The organism is Ensifer sp. M14 (assembly GCF_003355565.1).
Lineage (GTDB): Bacteria > Pseudomonadota > Alphaproteobacteria > Rhizobiales > Rhizobiaceae > Ensifer.
The window spans coordinates 1-21,714 of sequence record NZ_QJNR01000007.1 but is presented as its reverse complement, the minus strand read 5'-3'; the positions used below and the strand labels follow the sequence as shown (position 1 = coordinate 21,714).

Sequence of the window (21,714 nt, the reverse complement as noted above, 5' to 3'; positions counted from 1 at the left end):
CGAACCGAATTTCAGCACAAAGGCTTAGCGTTCCATGGCCACTGGTCTCATTGCCCTGCTCGACGATATCGCGGCCATCGCCAAAATGGCGGCTGCCTCGCTCGACGACGTCGCCGCGCAGACCGCAAAGGCTGGCGCCAAGGCGGCGGGCGTAGTGATCGACGATGCCGCAGTGACGCCGCGCTATGTCGTCGGGCTGACGCCGGAACGCGAACTGCCGATCATCGGCCGCATTGCGCTCGGCTCGCTGAAGAACAAGCTCCTGTTCCTTTTGCCCGGCGCGCTGCTGCTCGGCTATTTCGCCCCCTGGGCGATCACGCCCTTGCTGATGCTGGGCGGCATCTATCTGTGTTACGAGGGCGCCGAGAAACTCTATGGCGTCTTCTTTCCGCACGCTGCCCACGAACACGAAAATGCCGTGCTCGGGCACAAGACCGACCCGGTCGCGCTCGAAAACGAGAAGGTCGCCGGCGCCGTGCGCACCGATTTCATCCTGTCGGCCGAGATCATGGCGCTGACGCTTTCAACCGTCGCCGATGCGGGCATCTACATGCAGGGTGCCGTGCTTGCCGCGGTCGGCATCGCTATCACGTTTGCCGTCTATGGCGTCGTCGGTCTGATCGTCAAAGCCGACGATGCGGGGGTCGCGCTCGCCAAAACCTCCGTTTCGGCGCTACGCGCCATCGGTCGCGGCCTGGTCATCGGCATGCCGGTCTTTCTGAAAATTCTTGCGGCCATCGGCACTGCGGCAATGCTCTGGGTCGGCGGCAGCATTCTCGTCCATGGCCTTGCCCAGATGGGATATGCCGGCCCGGAACACGTCATCCACGACATTTCCGAAGTCGTGACCCACGCAGTGGCTGTTGCCCCGGGCCTTGTCGGCTGGTTCGCCACATCGGCGCAGCAGGCACTGCTTGCTATCGTCGTCGGTGCCGTGACCATTGCCGTCATGGGCAACATCGTCGGCCCGATCTGGAGCCGCCTGAGACCCGCAAAGCACTGATCGCGCCAGGTGCCCGCGACTTGCACATGCCACACGGCAAGACTGTGCAAGCTCGCCGTTCCTTCAAGTTTTCATATTTTCACGTCTTCACCCATGACCGAAATCACGCAAACCTTTCGCCCGGCGGGAACGCATCTGCTGCTCGACTTCTGGGGAGCCAAAGAGCTGGCCGATCAGAAAGGCATCGATGAAGCCCTTCGGGAAGCCGCCCAGGCATGTGGCGCGACACTGATCGAAACCAAGCTGCACCAGTTCGGTGATAGGGGCGGCGTGACAGGAGTTGCGCTGCTCGCGGAATCACACATCAGCATTCATACGTGGCCAGAAAGCGGCTATGCGGCGCTCGATATATTCGTATGCGGCAATTGCGATCCTCGGAAAGCGATCGCGCCGCTGAGGCGACATTCTGCAAGCCAACAAGCAAGCCTTCGACCTCATCATTGCCGATCTGCCCGATCCGAACAACAGCGGGTTGGCTCGGCTCTACAGCAAGCAGTTTTACAGCCTGGTGCGCGACAATCTCCTGCCCGGTGGTCTCTTCGTGACGCAGGCGACAAGCCCTTACTTTGCCCCACAGGCCTACAAGAGCATAGAGAAGACCGTCGGGGCTTCGGGATTCGCCAACCTCTACCCGTATCATGTCAATGTGCCGTCGTTCGGCGATTGGGGCTTTGTCCTGGCCAGCGATGCCAAGCTCAACATGACAAAGCCGATCCTTGCAGTTGAAACGCGCTATCTCGATGAGAAAAACATCGGGAAGCACTTCTCGCTGGACAAGGATACTGCGGCTGGCGACGTCGGGGTGAATACGCTCGATCGTCCAGTCTTGCTCGATTACTATCTCGCAGGCTGGCAAAACTATCGCTAGCTTCCATCTTCAGCCTCCGCCTTGACCGCGACCAGCCGTTCTTGCCGCCGTCGACAGTTGCTCCTGCGGCCCCTCTTTCGGGCTGGGCGCATTCGCGATATCCGTGTGCATCTCCGGCCCTGACGAAGCGGACCAGAGATGCACGCGTTCACTTGAGTGGCACTCGGATGAGTTGCAATCAGCTCGTGGCGAGATGCGCCTTCGAAGGATCGGGGATAACGACGATCGGGCTGCCGTCGCGGACCTGATCATGCAGATAGACCACATCCTGGTTGAGCATGCGGATACAGCCGGACGACACAGCCTTGCCGATCGAGCGCGCCTCGGGACTGCCGTGGATGCGGTAAAGCGTGTCCTTGCCGCCCTGGTGGATATAGAGCGCCCGTGCGCCGAGCGGGTTCTTCAGGCCCGGCCCCATGCCGCCATTCTTGATGCTGTAAGGCTCGAGCTTCGGTTGCCGCGCAACCATTTCGTCGGGCGGCGTCCAGCGCGGCCATTTGCGTTTGTAGGCGACGATGGCCCGCCCTGACCAGGCGAAGCCCTCGCGGCCGACGCCGATGCCATAGCGCATGGCGCGCTGGCCGGGCAGCACGTGATAGAGGTACTTCGCCGGCGTATCGACGATGATCGTGCCCGGGCGCTCCTGCGTCGGATAGTCGACCTCCTGGCGCCAGAACTTAGGATCGACCTCGGAGATATTCACCTCCGGAATGGGAAACGGCTCGTTCGGCATCGCTGAGTACATCGGCGGAACGGCGCCCTTGGGCGGTGGCGTCATCTCGACCACCGCCGGCTTTGGTGTCGGGCGCACAGTCGCCGCGCAACCGGACAGCAGGATCGCGGTTGCGCCGACGAAAAGACTGCGGCGCGTCAGTGTACCGCCGGCCCGCAAATCGGGTAAGGCAGATGGCAGTTGGTTCGGTTCATCTCTAACGGGCATTCATCGACTCGGGGACTTGTTGCAATAGCCCCAAAGGGAGGCGCTACCTTAAGGCTGCCTTAAGGGAGGTGATAAACAACCTCGGCCAATCGTTTGGTGGAGATCTGAGTGCGGGTACTGATTGTCGAAGACGATGACATTTTGCGTGACGGGCTGAAGGTCGGGCTGGCACTTTCAGGTTTTACCACCGATGCCGTCGCCACGCGCGAGAGCGCCGATGCGGCGCTGGCCGCCGGCAGCTTCGACGCGGTCGTGCTTGATCTCATGCTGCCGGATGGTTCCGGCACAGACGTCTTGAAAAAACTGCGCGACGCGCGCAACGATACGCCGGTGCTGCTGCTGACGGCCCGCGATACGGTCGCCGATCGCGTCAGCGGGCTCGACATGGGCGCCGACGACTATCTCGGCAAGCCCTTCGATCTCGATGAAGTGGCCGCACGGCTGCGGGCGCTTGCCCGCCGTTCCGCCGGCCGCTCGACCGCCGTTATCGAATGGGCGACGATCCGGCTCGATCCGGCCCGGCAATCCGTCGAAAAGGCCGGCATCCCGGTACGGCTCTCACGCCGTGAATACTCGATCCTGCATGCGCTGATGTCGCAGCCGGGCGCGATCTTTTCCAAGGCGACGCTGGAGGACAAGCTCTACGGCTGGCAGGAAGAGGTGGAAAGCAACGCCGTCGAAGTGCATATCCACCATTTGCGCAACAAGCTCGGCCCCGGCCTGATCGAAACCGTCAGGGGCATCGGTTACCGTCTCGGCGGCGACAGCTGATGCGATCGATCCGCGCGCGCCTCTTCTTCATCCTGCTTCTCACCACCGGGCTCATGTGGCTTTCGGCCACGCTGTGGATCTTCTTCAGCACCCGCGCCGAGGTCGAACAGGTGCTCGACGCCCGGCTGATGGAGGCGGCGAAGATGGTAAGCTCGCTGGTGGTCAACCAGGAGATCGACCCGGACAGACCGGCGCAGACGAAGGCGAAGATCCCGGTGCTCGACCATCCGCATTACGACCGGCAGCTCTCCTGCCAGATCTGGTCGCTGGACGGCACGCTGATCGGCAAGTCGGAAAGTGCGCCGGAGACGACGCTGTCGGCGCATGCGACCGGGCTTTCCGAGACGGTGATCAACGGCGAAACCTGGCGGGTTTATGCGGTCGAAAACGCCGAGCTTGGCGTGCGCGTGCTGGTCGGCGACAACTTGCGCATCCGCGACAGGCTGGTCAACGATGTGGTCAAGGGCCTGCTCGTTCCGGCCCTGCTGATCATACCGCTGCTGGCAAGCCTGATCTGGCTGAGCGTCGGGCGTGGGCTGGCGCCGCTCAGAAAACTGGCGGGCGATCTCACTGCCCGCGACGCCTCCGACCTGCATCCGATCGCAGAGACTGCGACGCCAAGCGAGATCAGCCCGGTGCTTCGCGCACTCAACGGCCTTTTTGGCCGCGTCGCCGGCGCGCGCCAGCGCGAGCAGAATTTTATTGCCTTTGCCGCCCATGAACTGAGAACGCCGCTGGCCGGGCTGAAGACCCAGGCCCAGGTGGCGCTGGCGAGCAGCAACGCCGAGATCCGCGAAAAGGCCCTTGGTCAGATCGTAGCTGGCGTCGACCGAACGGGACGGCTCGTCAGGCAATTGCTCGACATCGCCTCGGTCGAAGCCTCGGAAACGGCGCGTGGCGCTGTCGAGGTCAATCCCGGCGATGTGCTGGCATCGCTCAGAAACGAACTGCTCGGTCACACGCGCAGTGCTGCCACCGTTGTGATCGATCCCGGCCTCGACCAGCTTCAGGTCAGGATCAATGCGGATCTGCTGCGGCTTGCCGCCCGCAATCTGATGGAAAACGCACTGCATCATTCACCGGCTGGCGGCACGGTCCATTGCCGGCTTGTCCGGAATGACGGCACCGTAACGATCACTATCGATGACGATGGTCCTGGCATCCCGCCGGAAGAATTGCCCCACGTCACCGAGCGCTTCTTCCGCGGCCGGTTCAAGGCCGCAGTCGGCAGCGGCCTCGGCCTCAGCATCGCCGAGCTCGCGCTCGAACACGCCGGTGCGGGGTTGGCGTTGCAAAATCGAGCCGAGGGAGGACTGTCCGCAAGGATCGTGCTGCCCAATGACCTCATCGCATGACCTGAAGCGAAACCGGCCATCGGTACAGTGCAGGACCGACGCCCTCGCGCGGCGCAGCCGGCCGTGCTCAGATGCCTTTATGTCCACCCTCTTAACGTGTATCGAAGTGCTACGATCGCGGACGGATTTCGCCGGGTTCCGGCGCGGCACGGTTGTCTGTCGCCCGGCTGGCCACCCGGGCGAGACGGTGCGAAAACTCTGACCTTGGCTTTCGAATGACGGCATCTGCTCGCTACACGGAACTTCCCGAACTTGCCGACCATGCGAGCGGGTTCGAAGCCGTGTGGGTTTCGACCAGCGATCGCAACGGTCCGTACCGTGTTTTGCCTGATGGGCGTTGCGACATCATTCTCAGGTTTGATGCCAGACTGACGCCGATCACGGCAATCACGGTCGTGGTGACCGGGCCGACGACACGGTTTTATGACATCGCGCTGCAGCCAGGCATGGGATTTGTCGGCATTCGCATGCGCCCCGGTTTCTTCGAAAAAATTCTCGGTTTCGAGCCGAGCGGGTTGGCCGACGGCAACTTGACCGGAGGCGATGCGCTCGCAGCCCTGCCCGATTTCGAAACGCTTTGTGCGCCAGCCCTCGATCATGACGAATTGGCGGCACGTCTTGCCGCATTCGTCCGCCAGCGTAGTCTCTCCAGCCGCTTCGCTCCCGCCCCGATCAGCGCGAGCGTAATCAGCGCCTTCCATGCGGCCGGAGGCCGTCTGCGCGTCGGCGAGGTGGCGGCCATGCATGGCATCAGCGAGCGCACCGTTCAACGCGTTCTCATCAAGGCGATCGGTCTCAAACCCAAGGCTTTCGCAAGCATCCTGCAGTTCCACCGCGCCTTGCGTCTCCTGCGTGACCACCGGCTGAGCCCGGCAGATGCGGCACTGGAGGCCGGCTATGCGGATCAGGCACACATGAACCGCGTCTTTCGCCGAATGGGCGGCTTCTCGCCGGCCCGTCTCCCCGACGTCACACTCGTGACGCTCGGCGAGTAATGTCCGAATTGTCCAAGATTGAACTCAGGAGAACACCTATCTGATCCCTGCCCCCCTTCCGTGGCGGTGCAGTCCATCGAGGGAACAGATATGACGCCAAGCTTTGGGTACTCGATTGTCTACGTCGCCGATGTGGTGGCGACCGTTTCCTTCTATGAGGCCGCGTTTGGTCTCAGGCGCAAGTTCGTCCACGACAGCAATCTTTATGCCGAGATGGAGACCGGTCAGACGACGCTCGCCTTTGCCGGCGAGGCGATGGCCGAGATGAACGGGTTCGCCATTCGTGCCAACCGCAGGACCGATCTGGCTGCCGGATTTGAGTTGGCACTGATCTTCGCTGATCCTCATGACGCCTATCGCAGGGCCGTCGCTGCGGGCGCGAGCCCGTTGAAGCCACCGGAAGAAAAGCCCTGGCGCCAGATCGTCGGATATGTCCGCGACATCAATGGCTGCCTGATCGAAATCGCCTCGGCCGTAACCGCCTGAGCCGTTTACTGGAACGCAGACGCTTCATGAGCCACGACGAATTGGAGAAACGATGCGCCCCATGACCGCCTCCCCCTGCATCACGACGCAGCGGATCGACGAAACAAGACACTTCTACACGAACCACCTCGGCGCGAAGGTTGTCTTTGACTGTGACTGGTACATCAGCCTTGAATTCGAGGGCGGGCAGTCCCTGCAGTTCATGGAGCCGCAGCAGGGGCAGGCTTTGTGCGATCCAGCCGGCCTGACCTACAATTTTCGCGTCGCCGATGTCGACACGGATTATGCCGAGATCACGGCATCGGGACTGCAACCGAGTGCTGCCATCGAGGATCATCCGTGGGGCGACCGCGGCTTTGCCATTCAGGATCCGAATGGCATCACCCTCTACATCTATTCCGACCGGGAACCGGCGCCGGAATTCAAATCATTCTACAAGGCGTGAGGCGGCCACGATGGAAAAGCGTATCGAAGCGTTTCTGGCCGATATCCGCGAACGTGGCGATAATCAGCTCGCGATCGTTTCAGCGCTGCGCGAGATCGTGCTGGCCTCCGGCCCTGATATTTCGGAAGAGATCAAATATGGCGGCCTGCTGTTTGCCGCTGGCCGGCCTTTCTGCGGCATCTTTCCCTATTCTGCGCATGTCACTCTGGAGTTCAGCGAAGGCGCCGCACTGCCGGACGCGCATGGTCTGCTGATGGGTAAAGGCAAGGGGCGCCGCCACATCAAGATGCAATCTCTGTCCGATATCGCGGAGAAGCATATCGCAGCCTATGTCCACTTGGCGTTAGCGGCCGCCAGTTGATCAAGATGGGGCACCGCTTCAGCGGATTGCGCCATTCGATGGCATGCTGACCTTCTCGACATAGTAGCGCGGAATACCGGTGCGCTCGCGATCGCGATAAAAGTCGATGCAGAATTCGACAAACGCCCGGAAGCGCTTCGAAACGTGCCGGCGACGCGAATAGATGAGGTTGATCGCCGTTTTCGGCGAAGACCACTCGGCCAGCACCGGCTGCAGCAATCCCGCCTGCCGCTCCGTCTCCACGAAGAATTCCGGCAGGTAGGCGATCCCCTCGCCGGCAACCGCGAAATATTTGATCGTCCAGTAGTCGTTGGTGGTGCAGGTCGCCGCCGGCAGCAGGTCGATCTCGGCAGCTCCCTCACGCGTCAGATACCAGGACTGCAGCCGCGTCGGCTGGCGAAAGACGAGGCCGCGGTGGCCGGCGAGTTCGTCGGGCGTCGAGGGCTGGCCGTGCCGGTCAATGTAATCGGCGCTGGCAAAGAGGCCATAGGACGAGACCGAAAGCCGCCGGCTGATGTAGTCGACATCAGACGGTTCCCCCCAGTGAAAGATGCCGTCGAGCGCCTGTTCGGTGACGTCGGAGAACGGCTGGCGCGAACTCAAGAAGACGACATCCAGATTGACCTGCGGGTATTGCTGCCGAAAGGCGTAGAGCAGTTCAGACGTGATCGTCGTGCCGAACTCTCCGGTCGAGCCGACACGCAATGTGCCCGCCACCTCCTGCCGCATCTCGGCCATCGCCGTTGCCGCATCCTCGCAATTCGACTGGATGAGACGGGCGTAGCGCAGGAACTCGGCTCCGGCGTCGGTCACATGCAGCTGATGGCCCTCGCGAACGAAAAGCTCGATGCCGAACTCGTCCTCCAGCTGGCGGATCTTGTGGCTGAGTGTGGACTTCGGCAGCCTGTGCAGGCGCGAAGCCGCTGAAATCGAACGGGAATCGGCAACTTTTACGAAGCAGTCGAGAAGCGAAAGGTCCATGTTTCGTCCAAAATCTTGGATGATATGTCCGAGAAATACGCCATTTCGGCCCATTGTACAAACGAAACCAAACTGGGACACTTTATCGACGCTAAGGGAGTGGTTTCAGTGAGCAATATCAGAGAATTCATCCGGGCAGCCTCGGGCACCGGCAACAAGGCCACTTTGGCGATCCGCGGCGGCCGCTTGGTCAACGTCGTTTCGGAAGAGATCTATCAGGCCGATGTCGCGATTTATGGCGAGCGGATCATCGCCGTCGGCGACATCTCCGACTATGTCGGACCGGACACGAAGATCATCAACGCCACCGGCAAATACCTGGCGCCGGGCATGATCGACGGCCATTTGCACGTCGAATGCTCAAAGATGTCCTTGACCAGCTTTGCCAAGGCAGTGGTTCCGCTCGGCACGACGTCGATCGTCACCGGCCTCGACCAGATCATCGTCGTCGGCGGGCCGGCCGCCGCACGCGAATTCCTCGACGAGGCCAAGGAGACGCCGCTCAAGGTGTTCTGGGGCGCACCGTGCAAGACGCCCTACACCATGCCACGCTCCACCGTCGGGCACTACTTCAGCCCGGCCGATCATCAGGCCACCCATCACTGGCCGGAATGCGTCGGTATCTGGGAAACCGTGCGCGAGTTCATCCAGGAGGAAGACCCCGACGTGCTGGCAGCACTGGAGCTTGCCGAAAAGAGCCGGCTGCCGGTGCTCGGCTGCTGCCCGATGACGCGCGGCGCGCGGCTCAACGGATACCAGCAGTCCGGCGTGCGCGCCGACCACGAAAGCTATTCGCCGGAGGAAATGCTGGAGAAGCTCAGGGCCGGCATGCATGTCGTCGTGCGCGAATCCTCGATCTCCCATTTCCTCTCCGACAATCTGCGCATCGTCACCGAAATGGGCGTCAAGGCCCTGCGCCGCATCAGCTTCTGCACCGACGACGTCGTTGCCAGCGACATCCTCAAGCGCGGGCACCTCGACAACATGGTGCGGATGGCGATCGCCATGGGCATCTCGCCGATGGCCGCCATCCAGATGGCGACGATCAACGGCGCCGACGCGCTTCGCATCGACGACAAGGTCGGCTCGATCTCGCCGGGTCGCGCCGCCGACATCCTGCTCGTCAACGACCTGCGCGAGTTCCGGATCGTTGCCGTCATCGCCAAGGGCGAGGAAGTCGCGCGCGATGGTCGCATGGCGATCGAACTCGTGCCGCCGCCGCGCAGCGCCGCGCTGCTCACCTCGATGAAGGTCGCACCGATCGAGCTCGACGATCTGAAAGTGCGTTATGATGGAGCTGGTGACAGTGCTGCAGCCATGGCGATCGCCGTCACGCCGGAGAAGATCTTCGTGCGCACACGCCGCGATGTCACCCTGCCGGTGAAAGACGGCTGCGTGCTCGCCGACCTGGCCCAGGACATCCAATACGTCACCGTGGTCGAGCGCTACGGCAAGACGAAAAACCGCCCGGTTGCCTTCACCTCTGGCTTTGGATTGCGCGAAGGCGCCATCGCCAGCTCGACCGCGCCCGACGACAACAACATCATCTGCATCGGCGCCAACCCTGAAGACATGCAGGTCGCCATCAACCACCTCATCGCCAACCATGGCGGCCAGGTGGTGGTGAGGGACGGCAAGGTCGTCTCCTTCCTGCATCTTCCGATCGGCGGCATCGTCTCTGACATCGAACCATCGGAAATGGCGGCGCTGGAGGAGGAACTGGACGACGCGGCACGGGCGCTCGGCTGCACGCTGCCATGGCCGTTCATGTATATGTTCGTGCTTCAAATCACGGCGATCCCGGAATATGCCATCACCGATCTCGGGGTCGTCGATTGCGTTCGGTTGAAAGTCATCTCGCCGCTTCATGGGAACGGTGGCGAGGAAGAGCGCGCCGCAGCAGCGGAATAAAGCCTTGGAAGGGGTCGGCATCGCCGGCCCCTTCCTCACTTCAAAAAAAGGGGAACAAAATGAACTACCAACCCAAGGCCGTGGAGCCGGCCTCCGGCACAGCGCAAGCCTCCTGGCTCGCCAGCCTGCTCGATCGCTATTTCCAGATTTCGAAATTCGGTTCGACCATCCGCACCGAAATCCTTGCCGGGCTGACGACCTTTCTTGCCGCCTCCTACGTGATCGTCGTCAATCCTTCGATCCTGTCCCATGCCGGCATTCCGTTTTCGGCGGGCGTCACGGCGACCGTGCTCGTCAGTTTCATCGGCAGCTGCGCCATGGGGCTCTATGCGCGAAGCCCGATCCTCGTCGCGCCGGGCATGGGCATCAATGCGCTCTTTGCCTACACGATGGTGGTCGGTGCCAAGGTACCGCTCGAAATTGCGCTGGGCTGCGTCTTCTGGGCCGGCGTGCTCTTCACTGTCATGGCCTTCTTCAACCTGCGCCAGACGATCATCGAGGCGATCCCGGTCGATCTGCGCTACGGCATCGCCTGCGGCATCGGCCTGTTCATCGCGCTGATCGGCTTCGAAAACGCCAAGTTCATCGTCGCCAATCCGGACACGATCGTCGGGTTGACGACGTTCAACCCTGTTACCCTTACCTTCATTGCCGGCTTCATCCTGACCGTTGGCCTGGTGGTTCGCAGGGTCCCTGGTGCGATGATGGCCGGCATGATCCTCACCACCATCCTGTCGATCCCGATCGGTCGCTGGTGGGGCGACGGCAGCGCGTTTTGGCCGGAGACGCCCGACGTGCACACGCTGGTCAACTGGAGCGGCTTTTCCGCCGCACCCGACTTCAGCTTCGTCGGCCAGATCGATCTCGTCGGTGCCCTGAGCCTGATCTACGTGCCGTTCATCTTCGTCTTCCTGTTCACCAACTTCATCGAGGCGCTCTCGACCTTCCTCGGCCTTGCCGAAGCCGCCGACCTCAAGGACGAGCAGGGATTGCCGCGCAACATCAAGCAGTCGATGCATGTCGATGCCGTCGCTGCGCTGATCTCGGCCCCGCTCGGCACCAGCCCCGCCACCGTCTATCTGGAATCGGGTGCCGGCATTGCCCAGGGTGGTCGAACCGGGCTTGTCGCCCTTGTGGCCGGCCTGCTGTTCGTGCCGTTCCTGTTCCTGTCGCCGCTCCTGTCGCTGGTGCCGGCCGTGGCAACCGCGCCGGTGCTGATCCTTACCGGCCTCTTCATGTCCGAGCCGATGAGCAAGATCCGCTGGACCGACCTCGACGAGGCGATCCCCGCCTTCCTCGCCATCGTGCTGATCCCGCTGACATTCTCGATCACGCTCGGCCTGTCGCTTGCCATCATCGCCTATGTGCTGATCAAGCTGGTCTGCGGGCGGGCGGGTGATGTAAAGCCGGTCATGTGGTTCGTCGCCTTGCTCGCGGCAGCGCTCGTCGCTCAGACCCAGTAACGTCTCCCGGCGCCCCTTTTCTCCGGACGGGAAAAAGGGCGCCGGCATCGTCTCCATTCGAAGGAACCTGTCATGCTTCAATCATGGTCGAGGACTGCACCCGAGCTCGTCGACGTCGCCATGGGCCGCACACCGGCGGACCTCGTGATCCGCAACGGCAAGTGGGTCAACGTCTATTCCGGCGAGATCATCCCGCACACCGACATCGCCGTCAAAGCCGGGCGCTTCGCCTATGTCGGCGCCGACGCCAGCCATGCGATCGGCGAAGGTACCAGGGTTGTCGATGCTGGCGGCCGCTATCTCGTGCCGGGGCTCTGCGATGCGCACATGCATGTGGAAAGCGGCCTCGTCACCGTCACCGAATTTGCCCGTGCCGTCATCCCGCACGGCACGACGACGATGTTCATCGACCCGCACGAAATCGCCAACGTACTCGGTCTTGCCGGCGTCAAGTTGATGAACGACGAGGCGCAGAGCCTGCCGATCAACGTCTATGTGCAGGTGCCGAGCTGCGTGCCGAGCGCCCCTGGGCTCGAAACCGCCGGCGCCGAACTCTCGGCCAAGGATGTAGCCGAAGCCTTGAGCTGGCCGAATATCATCGGGCTTGGCGAGATGATGAATTTCCCGGGTGTCGCCTTCAACGATCAAAAGATGGTCGCCGAGATCGCGGCAACGCAGGACGCTGGGCTCACCGTCGGCGGGCACTATGCCTCGCCGCATCTCGGCCGCGAGTTTCACGCCTATGCGGCCGGCGGCCCGGCCGACGACCATGAGGGTACGACGGTCGAGGACGCGATCGCCCGCGTCCGGCAGGGCATGCGCGCCATGCTCCGGCTCGGCTCCGCCTGGTTCGACGTTGCGGCCCAGGTCAAGGCGATCACCGAGGCAGGCGTCGATCCGCGCAATTTCCTGCTCTGCACCGACGACAGCCACTCCGGCACGCTTGTGCATGACGGCCATATGAACCGGGTGGTTCGCCACGCCATTGCCCAAGGGCTGAAGCCGATCACCGCCATCCAGATGGCGACACTCAACACCGCGCAACACTTCGGCGTCGAGCGCGAACTCGGCTCGATCGCGCCCGGCCGTCGCGCCGACCTGATCATCACCTCTGATCTTGCCGCCCTGCCGATCGAGATGGTGTTTGCGCACGGCGAGCTGCTGGCGGAATCCGGCGCTTTGGTGCGTGACATCCCACCGTTCGTCTATCCGGAAAGCGCCCGCAACACCGTGCATCTCGGCAAGACGCTCCAGGCCGGCGATTTCGACATCGGCCTCAACTCCACCGAAAATCGCGCGCGCGTCCGGGTGATCGGCGTCGTCGAGAACCAGGCGCCGACACGGGCGCTGGAAGCGGAACTTTCCGCCGCAGGCGGCATCATCGAGATGGACCGCGCCCAGGACGTCTGCCAGATCGCACTGGTGGAACGCCATCGCGGCACCGGCGACGTCGTCAATGCCTTCGTTTCCGGTTTCGGCTACGACAGCGATTGCGCCGTTGCCAGCACCGTCGCCCATGACAGCCACCACATGATCGTCGTCGGCACCAGTAAGGCCGACATGGCGCAGGCGGCAAACCGCCTGAACGACGTCGGCGGTGGCATCGTCGTGATCAAGGACGGCAAGGAGCTTGCTCTGGTCGAGCTGCCGGTGGCGGGGCTGATGTCAGACCAGCGCGCCGAGATCGTCGCCGACAAGGCCGCGGCACTCGTCGAGGCGATGCGCACCTGCGGCTGCCGACTGAACAACGCCTACATGCAGCACTCGCTGCTGGCGCTCGTCGTCATTCCCGAACTGCGCATCTCCGACAAGGGGCTGATCGATGTGCGAACCTTCGAGAAGGTCGACGTCGTCATTTCGTAGCCATCCCAGCCAAAACACTCGACCGCCCGGACGGGCGGTCGAGATTAGAGGTCGAAACATGCTGCCGGCAGGTTCTCGGCAAGCCTAGTCGTCCAGGATGATACCGATCGCCCGGTCGAGGACCTCATGCAGACCGCTGGCGTAGAATGACATGCGGTAGCCCGAACCGACATTGCTGGTCATCGCGATCGTCAGGCCCGAAATCGGCTCGTGCTGCATGACGGTGACATAGCCGGGAATGCTGCCCTGGTGGCCATAGACGAGCCGACCGGCATAGCTGCTCTGGAACAGGCCAGCGCCCGTTTCGCGCATCCGCGTGCCGGGAAAGCTGACGGTGACGCGGCCTTCGCTCATCTCCCTGAACATACCGTCCGCCAAAAGCCTGCCGCCGAACAGTGCCCGCATGAAGGCGACCATGTCACTGGGCGTCGAGACCATGTCGCCACAGGCATAGGCGGCGGTGAAAGGAAACGAATCCGAGGAATCCTGAAGCGCGTCGGAATAGGGAAGCACGCCGTCCATGCGCCACATCTCGGCGCCGGCAGCGATGCACGCCCCGGCATCGGCCGCCGGTGGCGGCCGATGGTAATAGCCGCGCACCATGCGCTCTTCCGGGAAGCTTTCAGTCGCGGGCGACCAAGTGTTTTCGAGGGCGAGCGGTTCGAGCACTTCGCGGCGGACATAGGCACCAAGCGACTGGCCGGTCAGTTGTTCGATCAGCATACCGGCCAGCACATAGCCGGTGTTGTTGTAAACGGCAGGACCGCCGGGCACCGTCTGTCCGCCGACCTGAAAGGCGAGATCCACGAGTTCCGCCGGCGTCCAGATACGATCCGGCGTCATCGGAATGTCGTACTCGAACTCCGGCAGTCCGCCGCGGTGGTTGATGAGCTGACGCACGGAAATTGCGGTTGCTCCGGGCAAATCCGGAAACCAGCGCGAGATCGGCGCGCCAAGATCCACCGCTCCTTTTTCGGCGAGCTTCAGCAAAGCTGCGACGGTGAACGTCTTGGTACAACTGCCGATCTTGAACAGCTGCGTCGGCGAAACCGGCAAACCCCGCGCCCGATCGGAGAGCCCCGACGTCACGGCGACGGTTTCGCCATCGCGCTGCGAAAAAGCAAGGGAAACGCCGACGGCGCCATCGTTGATGTAGCCTCCAAGCAGCCGACTGAGATCGTCAACCCTATTGCCATCGTGACCTGTCATCCCATCCATCCTGATCACTCCGTGATATCAACGCTGGCGAAATTCTGGCGGCCAAATGCGTCGAGCACATAGTTCGTGACGCTCTTGCGCACCGGGATCGACACCACGGAATGGGCGATAGGCGCAACCGGAACTTCGGCCTTGAGGATCGCCTGCGCCTTTCCATAAAGCGCGGCGCGCTCCTTGGGGTCGGCGGCAACACGTGCATCCTGAAGCAGCTTCTCGAAATCGGCGTTGCACCAGCGCGCCCGGTTGGAGCCGCCCTGCACACCGTCGCAGCTCAGCAGATAGCTGAGCATATTGTCAGGGTCGCCGTTGTCGCTGCTGCCGCCGAGCAGGAATACGTCATGCTCGCCCTTGGCGGTGCGGCTCAGATACTCTGCCCATTCGAAGCTGACGATCTCGGATTTGACGCCGATGGCGTTCCAGTCGGCCTGGATCATCTCCGCCATGCGGCGGGCATTCGGATTGTATGGGCGCGACACCGGCATCGCCCAGAGCGCGACCGAAATGTCACCCTCGTGGCCCGCCTCCTTCAGCAGCGCCTTGGCGCCCTCCGGATCGTAATCGATACCCGCGTCTTTGGCGGCACCGAGCTGGGCCGGCGGCACGACGCTGCCAGCCACGCTGCCGGCACCCTGATACACCGCTTCCACGATCGCCTGCCGGTTGACTGCCTTGGCAAGCGCCAGCCGGATACGCGCATCGCCAAGCGGCTTGTGCTCGACGTTGAAGCCGAGAACGCCGATGTTCTGGCCCTCGAGATTGTAGACCGTCACTTCGGGATCGTTGCGGAGTTCGGCGACGGTGCCCGGAGGTGGCGGTGCTGCGACCTGGCATTCGTTCGCCTTGAGGCGAGCCACGCGCACGGTCGGCTCAGGCGTGATCGCGAAGACCAGGGTGTCGATCTTCGGCGCGCCGTTCCAGTAGTCCTTGTTAGCCGAGTAGCGGATCTGGCTATCCTGCGCATAGGCTTCGAGCACGAACGGCCCGGTGCCGACAGGCGCCTGGTCGATCAGTTCCGGCGTGCCGGCCGCCACCATCTTCTCGGTCTGCTCCAGAGACAGAACCGAGAGATAGTCGAGCGCAATGCTCGGCAGGAACGTGACGTTTGCCGAGGTCAGGGTAAAGCGCACCGTATGGTCGTCCAGCTTCTCGATCTTCTCGATCAGCGGCCCGAGCCCAAGCGCGCTGAAATATTCGTAAGAGGCGTTCGACAGCTTGTGGTACGGGTTGTCTGTATTGCGCTGGCGGTCGAAGGTGTAGAGCACGTCGTCGGCATTGAACTCGCGCGTCGGCGTGAACTGCGCATTGGCATGAAACTTGACGCCGTGTCGCAGATGGAAGGTGTAGACCTTGCCGTCCTCGGACACGTCCCAGCTTTCGGCGAGCGCCGGTCCCACTTCCGTCGTGCCCGGTTTGAATTCCACCAGCCGGTTGAAGATCGGCTTGGCAGCCGCATCCATGGTGGAATCGGCCGTTCCGATCATCGGATTGAACGTCTCAGGGCTCGCCTCCGAGCAGTAGACCAGCGTCTTGGCATAGGCCTGCCCGCCAAGCAGAATTGTCGACGCGACGAGCGCGGTGCGCAGGATCAGACGGGTTGATTTCATAGCAAACGCTCCTGATTGCCTTGGTGTTGACGTCGCCGCGCGGTTCTCCTTACCGCATCGACGACGTTTCGATCTTGATGGTCTGCCCGTTCATTGAGCGACCGGGGAAAGTGATGGCGTGCGGGCCTTCTCTATGAACCGCTCGGGCGTAAGCGCACCGAAATCGACACCGAGGGAGGCGACATCCTCCGGCATCGCGGCACCGCGCAGCAGCGCCGAGGCGATCCGCGCCAGGGTTAGCGACACCTGGAAACCATAGCCGCCCTGGCCGCCGAGCCAGAAGAAGCCCGGCAGACGCGGATCGAAGCCGACGACGGGCGTGCGATCGGGCGAGAAGGTGCGCAAGCCGGCCCAGGGTCGCTGCGGACGGCCGATGCGAAGCGCCGTCGCCTGCTCGATCCGGTCGACGGCGATGGCAACGTCGATATCCTCAGGATATGCGTCGCAAGGTGGCGAGTCCGTTTCGTCCGCCAGCGAGCCGATCAGTTTTCCCGCATCCGGCTTGAAATAGAAGCGCTCGTGCAAATCGACAGCCAGCGGCCACTGACGCGCGTCGAGCCCCACGGGCGGATCGAACATGAACGCAGTGCGTCGCTTGGGCGCGAAGCCGAGCCCCGCCAGCCCTGCCCGCTCGGCGATCACATCGACCCAGGCGCCCGCCGCGTTGACGACCATATCGGCCACGTGGGAGCCCGACGAAGTCACCACTTGAAAACCGCCGGAAATACCGGCGATCTCCAGCACTTCCTCGCCCGAAATGATAGTCCCGCCAAGCACCTTCAGCGCGGCGGCCGAGGCTTGCACCATCTTGCCGGTGTCGATATCGAGAGCGCCGGGCTCGTAGACCCCGCCGCAGGTGGTATCAGTGCGGATGACGGGGATAAAGCCATTGACTTCGTCTGCCGAAATCCTCCGGACGCTGGGCACGAGCGCCTGATACTTCTGCGCCAGCTCATCGACCATCGCATCGTCATCGCGCCCACCGAAATGCAAGGCGCCGCGCACATGCTCGGCAAAGCCGCCGTCGACAATGGCCGGGCGGCTGGCAACGGAAAGCGCCCGGACCACCGTGTTGCCGTAGGTTTCGGCAAACAGCGCCGCCGAGCGGCCGCTCGCATGATAGCCGAGATGCGCTTCGCGCTCGATGAGCGTGACCGAAGCCCATTTTTGGATGGCCGCCGCCGCCGAGAGGCCGGCGATACCGCCGCCAATGACAATCACTTTGGGAGAAGAAGATCCTGAGTGCATAGCCATTGGTAAAATCATTTTCCTATACGGTCAATATTTAGTGTATAGGAAAATTCTTGTTGCGAGGCGACCGGAGTTTAACTAGCTAGTGAAAGGTCGCTTGCGGGAGAAAACCATGTCGGAACAGCCAAACCTCGGCGATTGCCTTCGAAACCTGAGGAAACATCACGGCTGGACACTTCAGGATGTCAACCACCTCACCGGCGTCGCCGTCTCCACACTATCCAAGGTCGAGAACGACCAGATGTCGCTGACCTACGACAAGCTGCTGCAGATCTGCGCCGGCCTCGGCGTGCATGTCACCGAACTGCTCAGCGGCGACAGCAAGCAGCCGGCCGCCCGCACGCGCCGCTCTGTAACCTCGGCAACCACGACGCTGCGGCAACTGACGCGCAACTACGATTATCACTATCTCGCCACCGATCTGGTGCGAAAGCGCATGGTGCCGATCCTCGCCCATGCCCGGGCGCACACTTTGGAGGAGTTCGGCCCGATGACACGGCACGCCGGCGAAGAGTTCCTGATCGTGCTCAAAGGCGAGATCGAACTGCATACGGATCAATATGCCCCGGTGCGGCTGAAGGCCGGTGAGAGCGTTTACATCGATTCGACCATGGGCCACGCCTATCTCTCGGTCGGTGAAGGCGAGGCGGAAATGCTGTGTGTCTGCTCCGGCGACGAGCCGGACATGGAAAAGACCCTGCTCAGCATTACCGATGGCCAGGCCACCGATCGCTAGCAGATTGATAGCGACATCGGAGCCGCCGTCGGGTTCTCACACATTTGCCGGCGTGCAGGACCGTCAGGAGACGCACCGGCATCGCCGTCCACCTCGTCACGCCCGATCGCGGACCGTCGGGTCTGCGTCTGTCGAGTGGCAGGCCTTGACCATGACCGGTCCCTAAACGCGGCATGGTGCGGACCGCCCTGTTTGCCGCTTTCGCGCGACCGCCTGCCGCCGCCACTTGCGCAATTCGATCCGACCGCCTTTGGACCTGTCGATGCGCTGGGCTATCACCGCGCCGGATATCCGATCTTCGGCCAGTGACGGAAGCCAAAGCTTGGCGCGACCTCACCCGTCGCGCAGTCTGTCCGCGACGGCGCGCGATCAAGCGGGAACGTACGTCAACCTCACCACGTCCTCGCCAACGCGATCGGTGGCAACATGGCGGAGTGGCGGCCGCGGCCCGGCGAAGAATGGCTTGCCGTGACCAAGCACGACGGGATGGAAGTACAGCCGATACTCATCGATAAGGCCGAGATCGGTCAGGCTTCTTGCCAGCTCTGGCCCGGAAACCGCAATCTCCCCGGCGAGCCGTGCCTTCAGCTCACGGATCACCGCCCCGACATCCCCCACGACAAGCGTGGCGTTGGGACCGACCGACTTCAAGGAGCGCGACACGACCCACTTCGGTTGGCGCCGCCACACCGTCGCAAATTCGCGCAGCTCCGCGCTCCACTCCGGGCGATCTTCGTCCCAATAACGCATGGTATCGTACATGCGGCGGCCGTACACACTGCCCGTCAGCCCGCCCACATGTTCTATCCAGTGACGAAAGAGCGCCGGGCCTGTCTGCATTTCCGTGTGATCGACGAAACCATCCAGAGACTGGTTCATTCCAAAGACGAGCTTCGCCATGCTGCAAAATCTCCAACGCCGGGTGTCCAGAATAGCTTGAGGCGGCATTCCGCAAAAGTGAGATTGAGCATCAGCCAAGCGCCGCCCTGGTCAGAGTGACGGATAAGCACGGGCCGCCCCTCCTGCCACATCGGACTTTCTGCTTTCGGGCTGGGTCCTAACGCGTTTCCACGACCGGACCGGAGGTTTCTCGACGGGTGCCACTTGTCAGTTTCTACCCGCCGGCATTTTGGCCCTTCCGGCGTGAGCCGCCGCTGGCGCCTTGCGCCAGCCGCCGCTGGCGCCTTGCGCCGTTCGGCACAGCGTCTTCACGAAAAATGGCGCGCTCCAGGACGTGCGGCCAGTGCCCGACACTCTCCCGCACCGGCAACGCCGATCGTGCTGACCCCTGGCACGACCGGTTGACAGCATCAACATCCAAGCGTACTCATCAAATCATCTGATGACTTGATGAGTTTAGCATGCAGCCCGTCAACCGAACCAATCTTGCCGAGAGTGCGGCCGAAAGCCTGCGCGCCGAAATCGTCGGCGGCCGTTGGGGCATCGGCGACCGCATCCCCAACGAAGCCGCTCTGACCGAGCTGCTGTCCGTCAGCCGCGGCACAGTGCGTGAGGCTGTGCGCGTACTGGTCTCGCAAGGCCTGCTCGACACCCGCCAAGGCTCTGGCACCTACGTGCGCTCGACGGTCGATCCGGCAGGCGCGCTCGACCGTGTCAAACGCGCCGGACTGCGCGACCAGTGGGAGGCACGCGCTGCCCTCGATGTCGAAGCTGCAAGGCTTGCCGCTATCCGCCATACGCCTGCCGACCTCGAACGCATGACCCGGCTGCTCAAGGCACGCGGCACGATTGCCGATGGCGGCCATGAGGCCTTCGGCCAGCGCGACATCGCCTTTCACAAATCGATCGTCGAGGCCTCCGGCAACCGCGCCATCGTCGGCCTCTACGATTTTTTCACCTCATCGATCCTCGAAACCATTCATTCGACGCTACAAGGCGACGTCCCGGAACCGGATGAAGAGGCCCATGCAGCAATCGTCGCGGCCATCGCCACCGGCGATCCCGACCGTGCCGCCGCCTCGGTCCGCGCCTTCATGGCGCCGGTGTTGCGCGAACTCGACAGGCTGCTTTCCCAATGAACCAGACTTTCCGTGACCCCAATTCCTCGGCTCATCAGATCGCAGCCATCAACGGCCTCGAAGACCAGCTCATCGACGCCGAAGCCGACAGCGTGCCCGAACCGCAGCCGCCGGTTTTACCGCGGGGTGCGGCGCGCTTCGTGCTCGGCGCCAGCCTCGTCCTGATCGCCTTCAACCTGCGCCCGCTGTTTTCCAGCCTCTCGGTGCTGCTGCCTGAGGTAATGCGCGACACCGGCCTGTCGACATCAGGCGCCAGCCTGCTGACGACGCTGCCGGTGCTCTGCCTCGGGCTGTTTGCGCCGCTCGCCCCGAAGCTCGCCCAGCGCTTTGGCGCCGAACGCACCTTGCTCGGCGCCTTGGCACTGCTGGCTCTCGGGACAGTGCTGCGCGGATTCGGATCCGTGCCGGTGCTCTTCCTTTCGACATTCGCCGCCGGGGGGGCGATTGCCATCGGCAACGTTCTGCTTCCCGGCCTCGTCAAGCGCGACTTTGCCGACAAGGCGGCGATCATGACCGGGCTCTATACCATGGCGCTCTGCGCCGGGGCCGCCGGCGCGGCGGGCCTCACCCTGCCGCTCGAACACGGCGTCACCGGCTCCTGGGCCGGCGCGCTCGCCATCTGGGCGCTCCCGGCTTTCATCGTCTTGTTGATCTGGGCGCCGCAAGCGCTCGGTAGCAAGGCGCAGGTCCGGCACACCGGTTTCCGTGTCGTCGGCCTCTTGCGCGACCGGCTGGCCTGGCAGGTCACGCTGTTCATGGGCCTGCAGTCGGCGCTCGCCTACTGCATCTTCGGCTGGCTCGCCCCGATCCTCCGTGAGCGCGGCTTCGACCCGGCGACGGCAGGTGCCATCGTTTCGGTCTCGATCATGACCCAGGTCGTCACCTGCCTGCTGGTTCCGTCCTTTGCCATCAGGCGCAAAGACCAGCGCGGCATCAACGTCGCGCTCGTGCTTGCGGCGGTCATCGCGCTCCTCGGCATTCTCTTCGCGCCGCCGTCGACCGTGATCTTCTGGGCCATTCTGCAAGGATTCGGACAGGGCGGTCTGATTGCCGTCGCAATGACGCTGATCGTGCTGCGATCGCCCGATTCTCACGTCGCCGCCCATCTCTCGGGCATGGCGCAAGGGGTTGGCTACGTGCTGGCCGCCATCGGCCCGCTGCTCGTCGGCCTGATCCGCGACTGGACGGGAAGCTTTGATGCCGCCGCGATCCTGTTCGTGGCACTCGGCCTCGGCGCAGCGACCATGGGCCTTGGTGCCGGCCGGGCACTGCATGTCGGCGCACGAACGATCAAGGTCGACGGCTGAATTCTATCCGCTCAGCCGCCGATCTTATCCTTGCTCAGGAGGCCCGTTCCATTTCCGGCAGAGCTTCGAACAGGTCGGCGACGAGGCCGTAGTCGGCGACCTGGAAGATCGGTGCCT

At 63.0% G+C, this 21,714-nt stretch carries 20 protein-coding genes and 2 pseudogenes; 15 read left to right on the top strand and 7 right to left on the bottom strand.

The annotated features are described in order from the left end of the window. The first annotated feature begins 34 nt into the window (after window positions 1-34). The 3 genes and pseudogenes from BLJAPNOD_RS21980 (at window position 35) to BLJAPNOD_RS36075 (ending at window position 1,871) form a co-directional block, all read left to right on the top strand. Window positions 35-1,003, top strand: coding sequence for a DUF808 domain-containing protein (locus tag BLJAPNOD_RS21980; RefSeq protein WP_077502588.1), 969 nt, complete (start codon window positions 35-37; stop codon window positions 1,001-1,003). Window positions 1,004-1,096: 93 nt separating this feature from the next. Further along, window positions 1,097-1,417, top strand: a pseudogene (speD, locus tag BLJAPNOD_RS36080) (adenosylmethionine decarboxylase); the annotation flags it as partial. Beyond that, window positions 1,407-1,871, top strand: coding sequence for a hypothetical protein (locus BLJAPNOD_RS36075; protein WP_343215824.1), 465 nt, complete (start codon window positions 1,407-1,409; stop codon window positions 1,869-1,871). The pseudogene speD and the gene BLJAPNOD_RS36075, both read left to right, overlap by 11 nt. A 178-nt stretch (window positions 1,872-2,049) precedes the next feature. On the opposite strand, the gene BLJAPNOD_RS21970 is transcribed toward BLJAPNOD_RS36075, so the two are convergent. After that, window positions 2,050-2,811: a L,D-transpeptidase gene (locus tag BLJAPNOD_RS21970; RefSeq protein ID WP_077502589.1), complete on the bottom strand. Its 762-nt coding sequence runs from the start codon at window positions 2,809-2,811 to the stop codon at window positions 2,050-2,052. A 108-nt stretch (window positions 2,812-2,919) separates the two neighbouring features. Between BLJAPNOD_RS21970 and BLJAPNOD_RS21965 the strand changes: the two genes are divergently transcribed. The 6 genes from BLJAPNOD_RS21965 (at window position 2,920) to BLJAPNOD_RS21940 (ending at window position 7,224) form a co-directional block, all read left to right on the top strand. Then, window positions 2,920-3,582 carry a response regulator transcription factor gene (locus BLJAPNOD_RS21965; RefSeq protein WP_077502590.1) on the top strand — a complete coding sequence of 221 codons (663 nt, stop codon included), beginning with the start codon at window positions 2,920-2,922 and terminating at the stop codon, window positions 3,580-3,582. Beyond that, entirely contained in the window at window positions 3,582-4,937 is a 1,356-nt protein-coding gene (locus BLJAPNOD_RS21960; RefSeq protein ID WP_077502591.1) for an ATP-binding protein, read from the top strand. Before BLJAPNOD_RS21965 ends, BLJAPNOD_RS21960 begins: the two co-directional genes overlap by 1 nt. A gap of 215 nt (window positions 4,938-5,152) precedes the next feature. After that, on the top strand, window positions 5,153-5,932 hold the full coding sequence (locus BLJAPNOD_RS21955; RefSeq protein WP_115421491.1) for an AraC family transcriptional regulator: 780 nt from the start codon (window positions 5,153-5,155) through the stop codon (window positions 5,930-5,932). Window positions 5,933-6,022: 90 nt separating this feature from the next. Beyond that, window positions 6,023-6,418, top strand: coding sequence for a VOC family protein (locus BLJAPNOD_RS21950; RefSeq protein WP_077502593.1), 396 nt, complete (start codon window positions 6,023-6,025; stop codon window positions 6,416-6,418). Window positions 6,419-6,470: 52 nt separating this feature from the next. Further along, entirely contained in the window at window positions 6,471-6,863 is a 393-nt protein-coding gene (locus tag BLJAPNOD_RS21945; RefSeq protein WP_115421490.1) for a VOC family protein, read from the top strand. 10 nt (window positions 6,864-6,873) lie between these two features. Next, the gene (locus tag BLJAPNOD_RS21940) at window positions 6,874-7,224 is read left to right on the top strand and encodes a DUF1801 domain-containing protein (protein ID WP_199566013.1); all 351 of its coding nucleotides are present in this window, start codon (window positions 6,874-6,876) and stop codon (window positions 7,222-7,224) included. An 18-nt stretch (window positions 7,225-7,242) separates the two neighbouring features. Here BLJAPNOD_RS21940 and BLJAPNOD_RS21935 read toward each other — a convergent pair whose 3' ends face one another. Next, complete coding sequence (locus BLJAPNOD_RS21935) at window positions 7,243-8,205, bottom strand: LysR family transcriptional regulator (RefSeq protein WP_077502596.1); 963 nt, start codon at window positions 8,203-8,205, stop codon at window positions 7,243-7,245. A gap of 108 nt (window positions 8,206-8,313) precedes the next feature. On the opposite strand from BLJAPNOD_RS21935, the gene BLJAPNOD_RS21930 reads away from it, so the two are divergent. From BLJAPNOD_RS21930 to ade, 3 genes are all read left to right on the top strand, one after another. Beyond that, window positions 8,314-10,116 (top strand): adenine deaminase, encoded by a 1,803-nt coding sequence (locus BLJAPNOD_RS21930; protein ID WP_115421488.1) that lies wholly within the window; start codon window positions 8,314-8,316, stop codon window positions 10,114-10,116. A 59-nt stretch (window positions 10,117-10,175) separates the two neighbouring features. Beyond that, window positions 10,176-11,579 carry an NCS2 family permease gene (locus BLJAPNOD_RS21925; protein WP_115421487.1) on the top strand — a complete coding sequence of 468 codons (1,404 nt, stop codon included), beginning with the start codon at window positions 10,176-10,178 and terminating at the stop codon, window positions 11,577-11,579. A gap of 72 nt (window positions 11,580-11,651) precedes the next feature. Continuing rightward, window positions 11,652-13,442, top strand: coding sequence for an adenine deaminase (gene ade, locus BLJAPNOD_RS21920; protein ID WP_115421486.1), 1,791 nt, complete (start codon window positions 11,652-11,654; stop codon window positions 13,440-13,442). Between the two features lie 84 nt (window positions 13,443-13,526). On the opposite strand, the gene BLJAPNOD_RS21915 is transcribed toward ade, so the two are convergent. The 3 genes from BLJAPNOD_RS21915 to BLJAPNOD_RS21905 all read right to left on the bottom strand — a co-directional run bounded on the left by BLJAPNOD_RS21915 (window position 13,527) and on the right by BLJAPNOD_RS21905 (window position 17,518). After that, the gene (locus tag BLJAPNOD_RS21915; RefSeq protein WP_115421485.1) at window positions 13,527-14,651 is read right to left on the bottom strand and encodes a serine hydrolase domain-containing protein; all 1,125 of its coding nucleotides are present in this window, start codon (window positions 14,649-14,651) and stop codon (window positions 13,527-13,529) included. Window positions 14,652-14,665: 14 nt separating this feature from the next. After that, entirely contained in the window at window positions 14,666-16,264 is a 1,599-nt protein-coding gene (locus tag BLJAPNOD_RS21910; RefSeq protein WP_115421484.1) for an ABC transporter substrate-binding protein, read from the bottom strand. A gap of 90 nt (window positions 16,265-16,354) precedes the next feature. After that, complete coding sequence (locus BLJAPNOD_RS21905) at window positions 16,355-17,518, bottom strand: FAD-binding oxidoreductase (RefSeq protein WP_244611040.1); 1,164 nt, start codon at window positions 17,516-17,518, stop codon at window positions 16,355-16,357. Window positions 17,519-17,627: 109 nt separating this feature from the next. On the opposite strand from BLJAPNOD_RS21905, the gene BLJAPNOD_RS21900 reads away from it, so the two are divergent. After that, window positions 17,628-18,251, top strand: a complete 624-nt coding sequence (locus tag BLJAPNOD_RS21900; protein WP_115421482.1) for an XRE family transcriptional regulator — start codon at window positions 17,628-17,630, stop codon at window positions 18,249-18,251. A gap of 369 nt (window positions 18,252-18,620) precedes the next feature. On the opposite strand, the gene BLJAPNOD_RS21895 is transcribed toward BLJAPNOD_RS21900, so the two are convergent. Next, window positions 18,621-19,151 carry a dihydrofolate reductase family protein gene (locus tag BLJAPNOD_RS21895; RefSeq protein ID WP_115421481.1) on the bottom strand — a complete coding sequence of 177 codons (531 nt, stop codon included), beginning with the start codon at window positions 19,149-19,151 and terminating at the stop codon, window positions 18,621-18,623. 461 nt (window positions 19,152-19,612) lie between these two features. Here BLJAPNOD_RS21895 and BLJAPNOD_RS21890 point away from each other — a divergent pair, with 461 nt between their 5' ends. Together BLJAPNOD_RS21890 and BLJAPNOD_RS21885 are read left to right on the top strand one after the other, a co-directional pair. Further along, window positions 19,613-20,290 carry an FCD domain-containing protein gene (locus BLJAPNOD_RS21890; protein ID WP_115421480.1) on the top strand — a complete coding sequence of 226 codons (678 nt, stop codon included), beginning with the start codon at window positions 19,613-19,615 and terminating at the stop codon, window positions 20,288-20,290. Then, window positions 20,287-21,597: an MFS transporter gene (locus BLJAPNOD_RS21885; RefSeq protein WP_115421479.1), complete on the top strand. Its 1,311-nt coding sequence runs from the start codon at window positions 20,287-20,289 to the stop codon at window positions 21,595-21,597. The genes BLJAPNOD_RS21890 and BLJAPNOD_RS21885 overlap by 4 nt, the downstream gene beginning before the upstream one ends. A 34-nt stretch (window positions 21,598-21,631) precedes the next feature. Here BLJAPNOD_RS21885 and BLJAPNOD_RS35670 read toward each other — a convergent pair. Then, window positions 21,632-21,714 (bottom strand): annotated as a pseudogene (locus BLJAPNOD_RS35670) (electron transfer flavoprotein subunit alpha/FixB family protein); the annotation flags it as partial.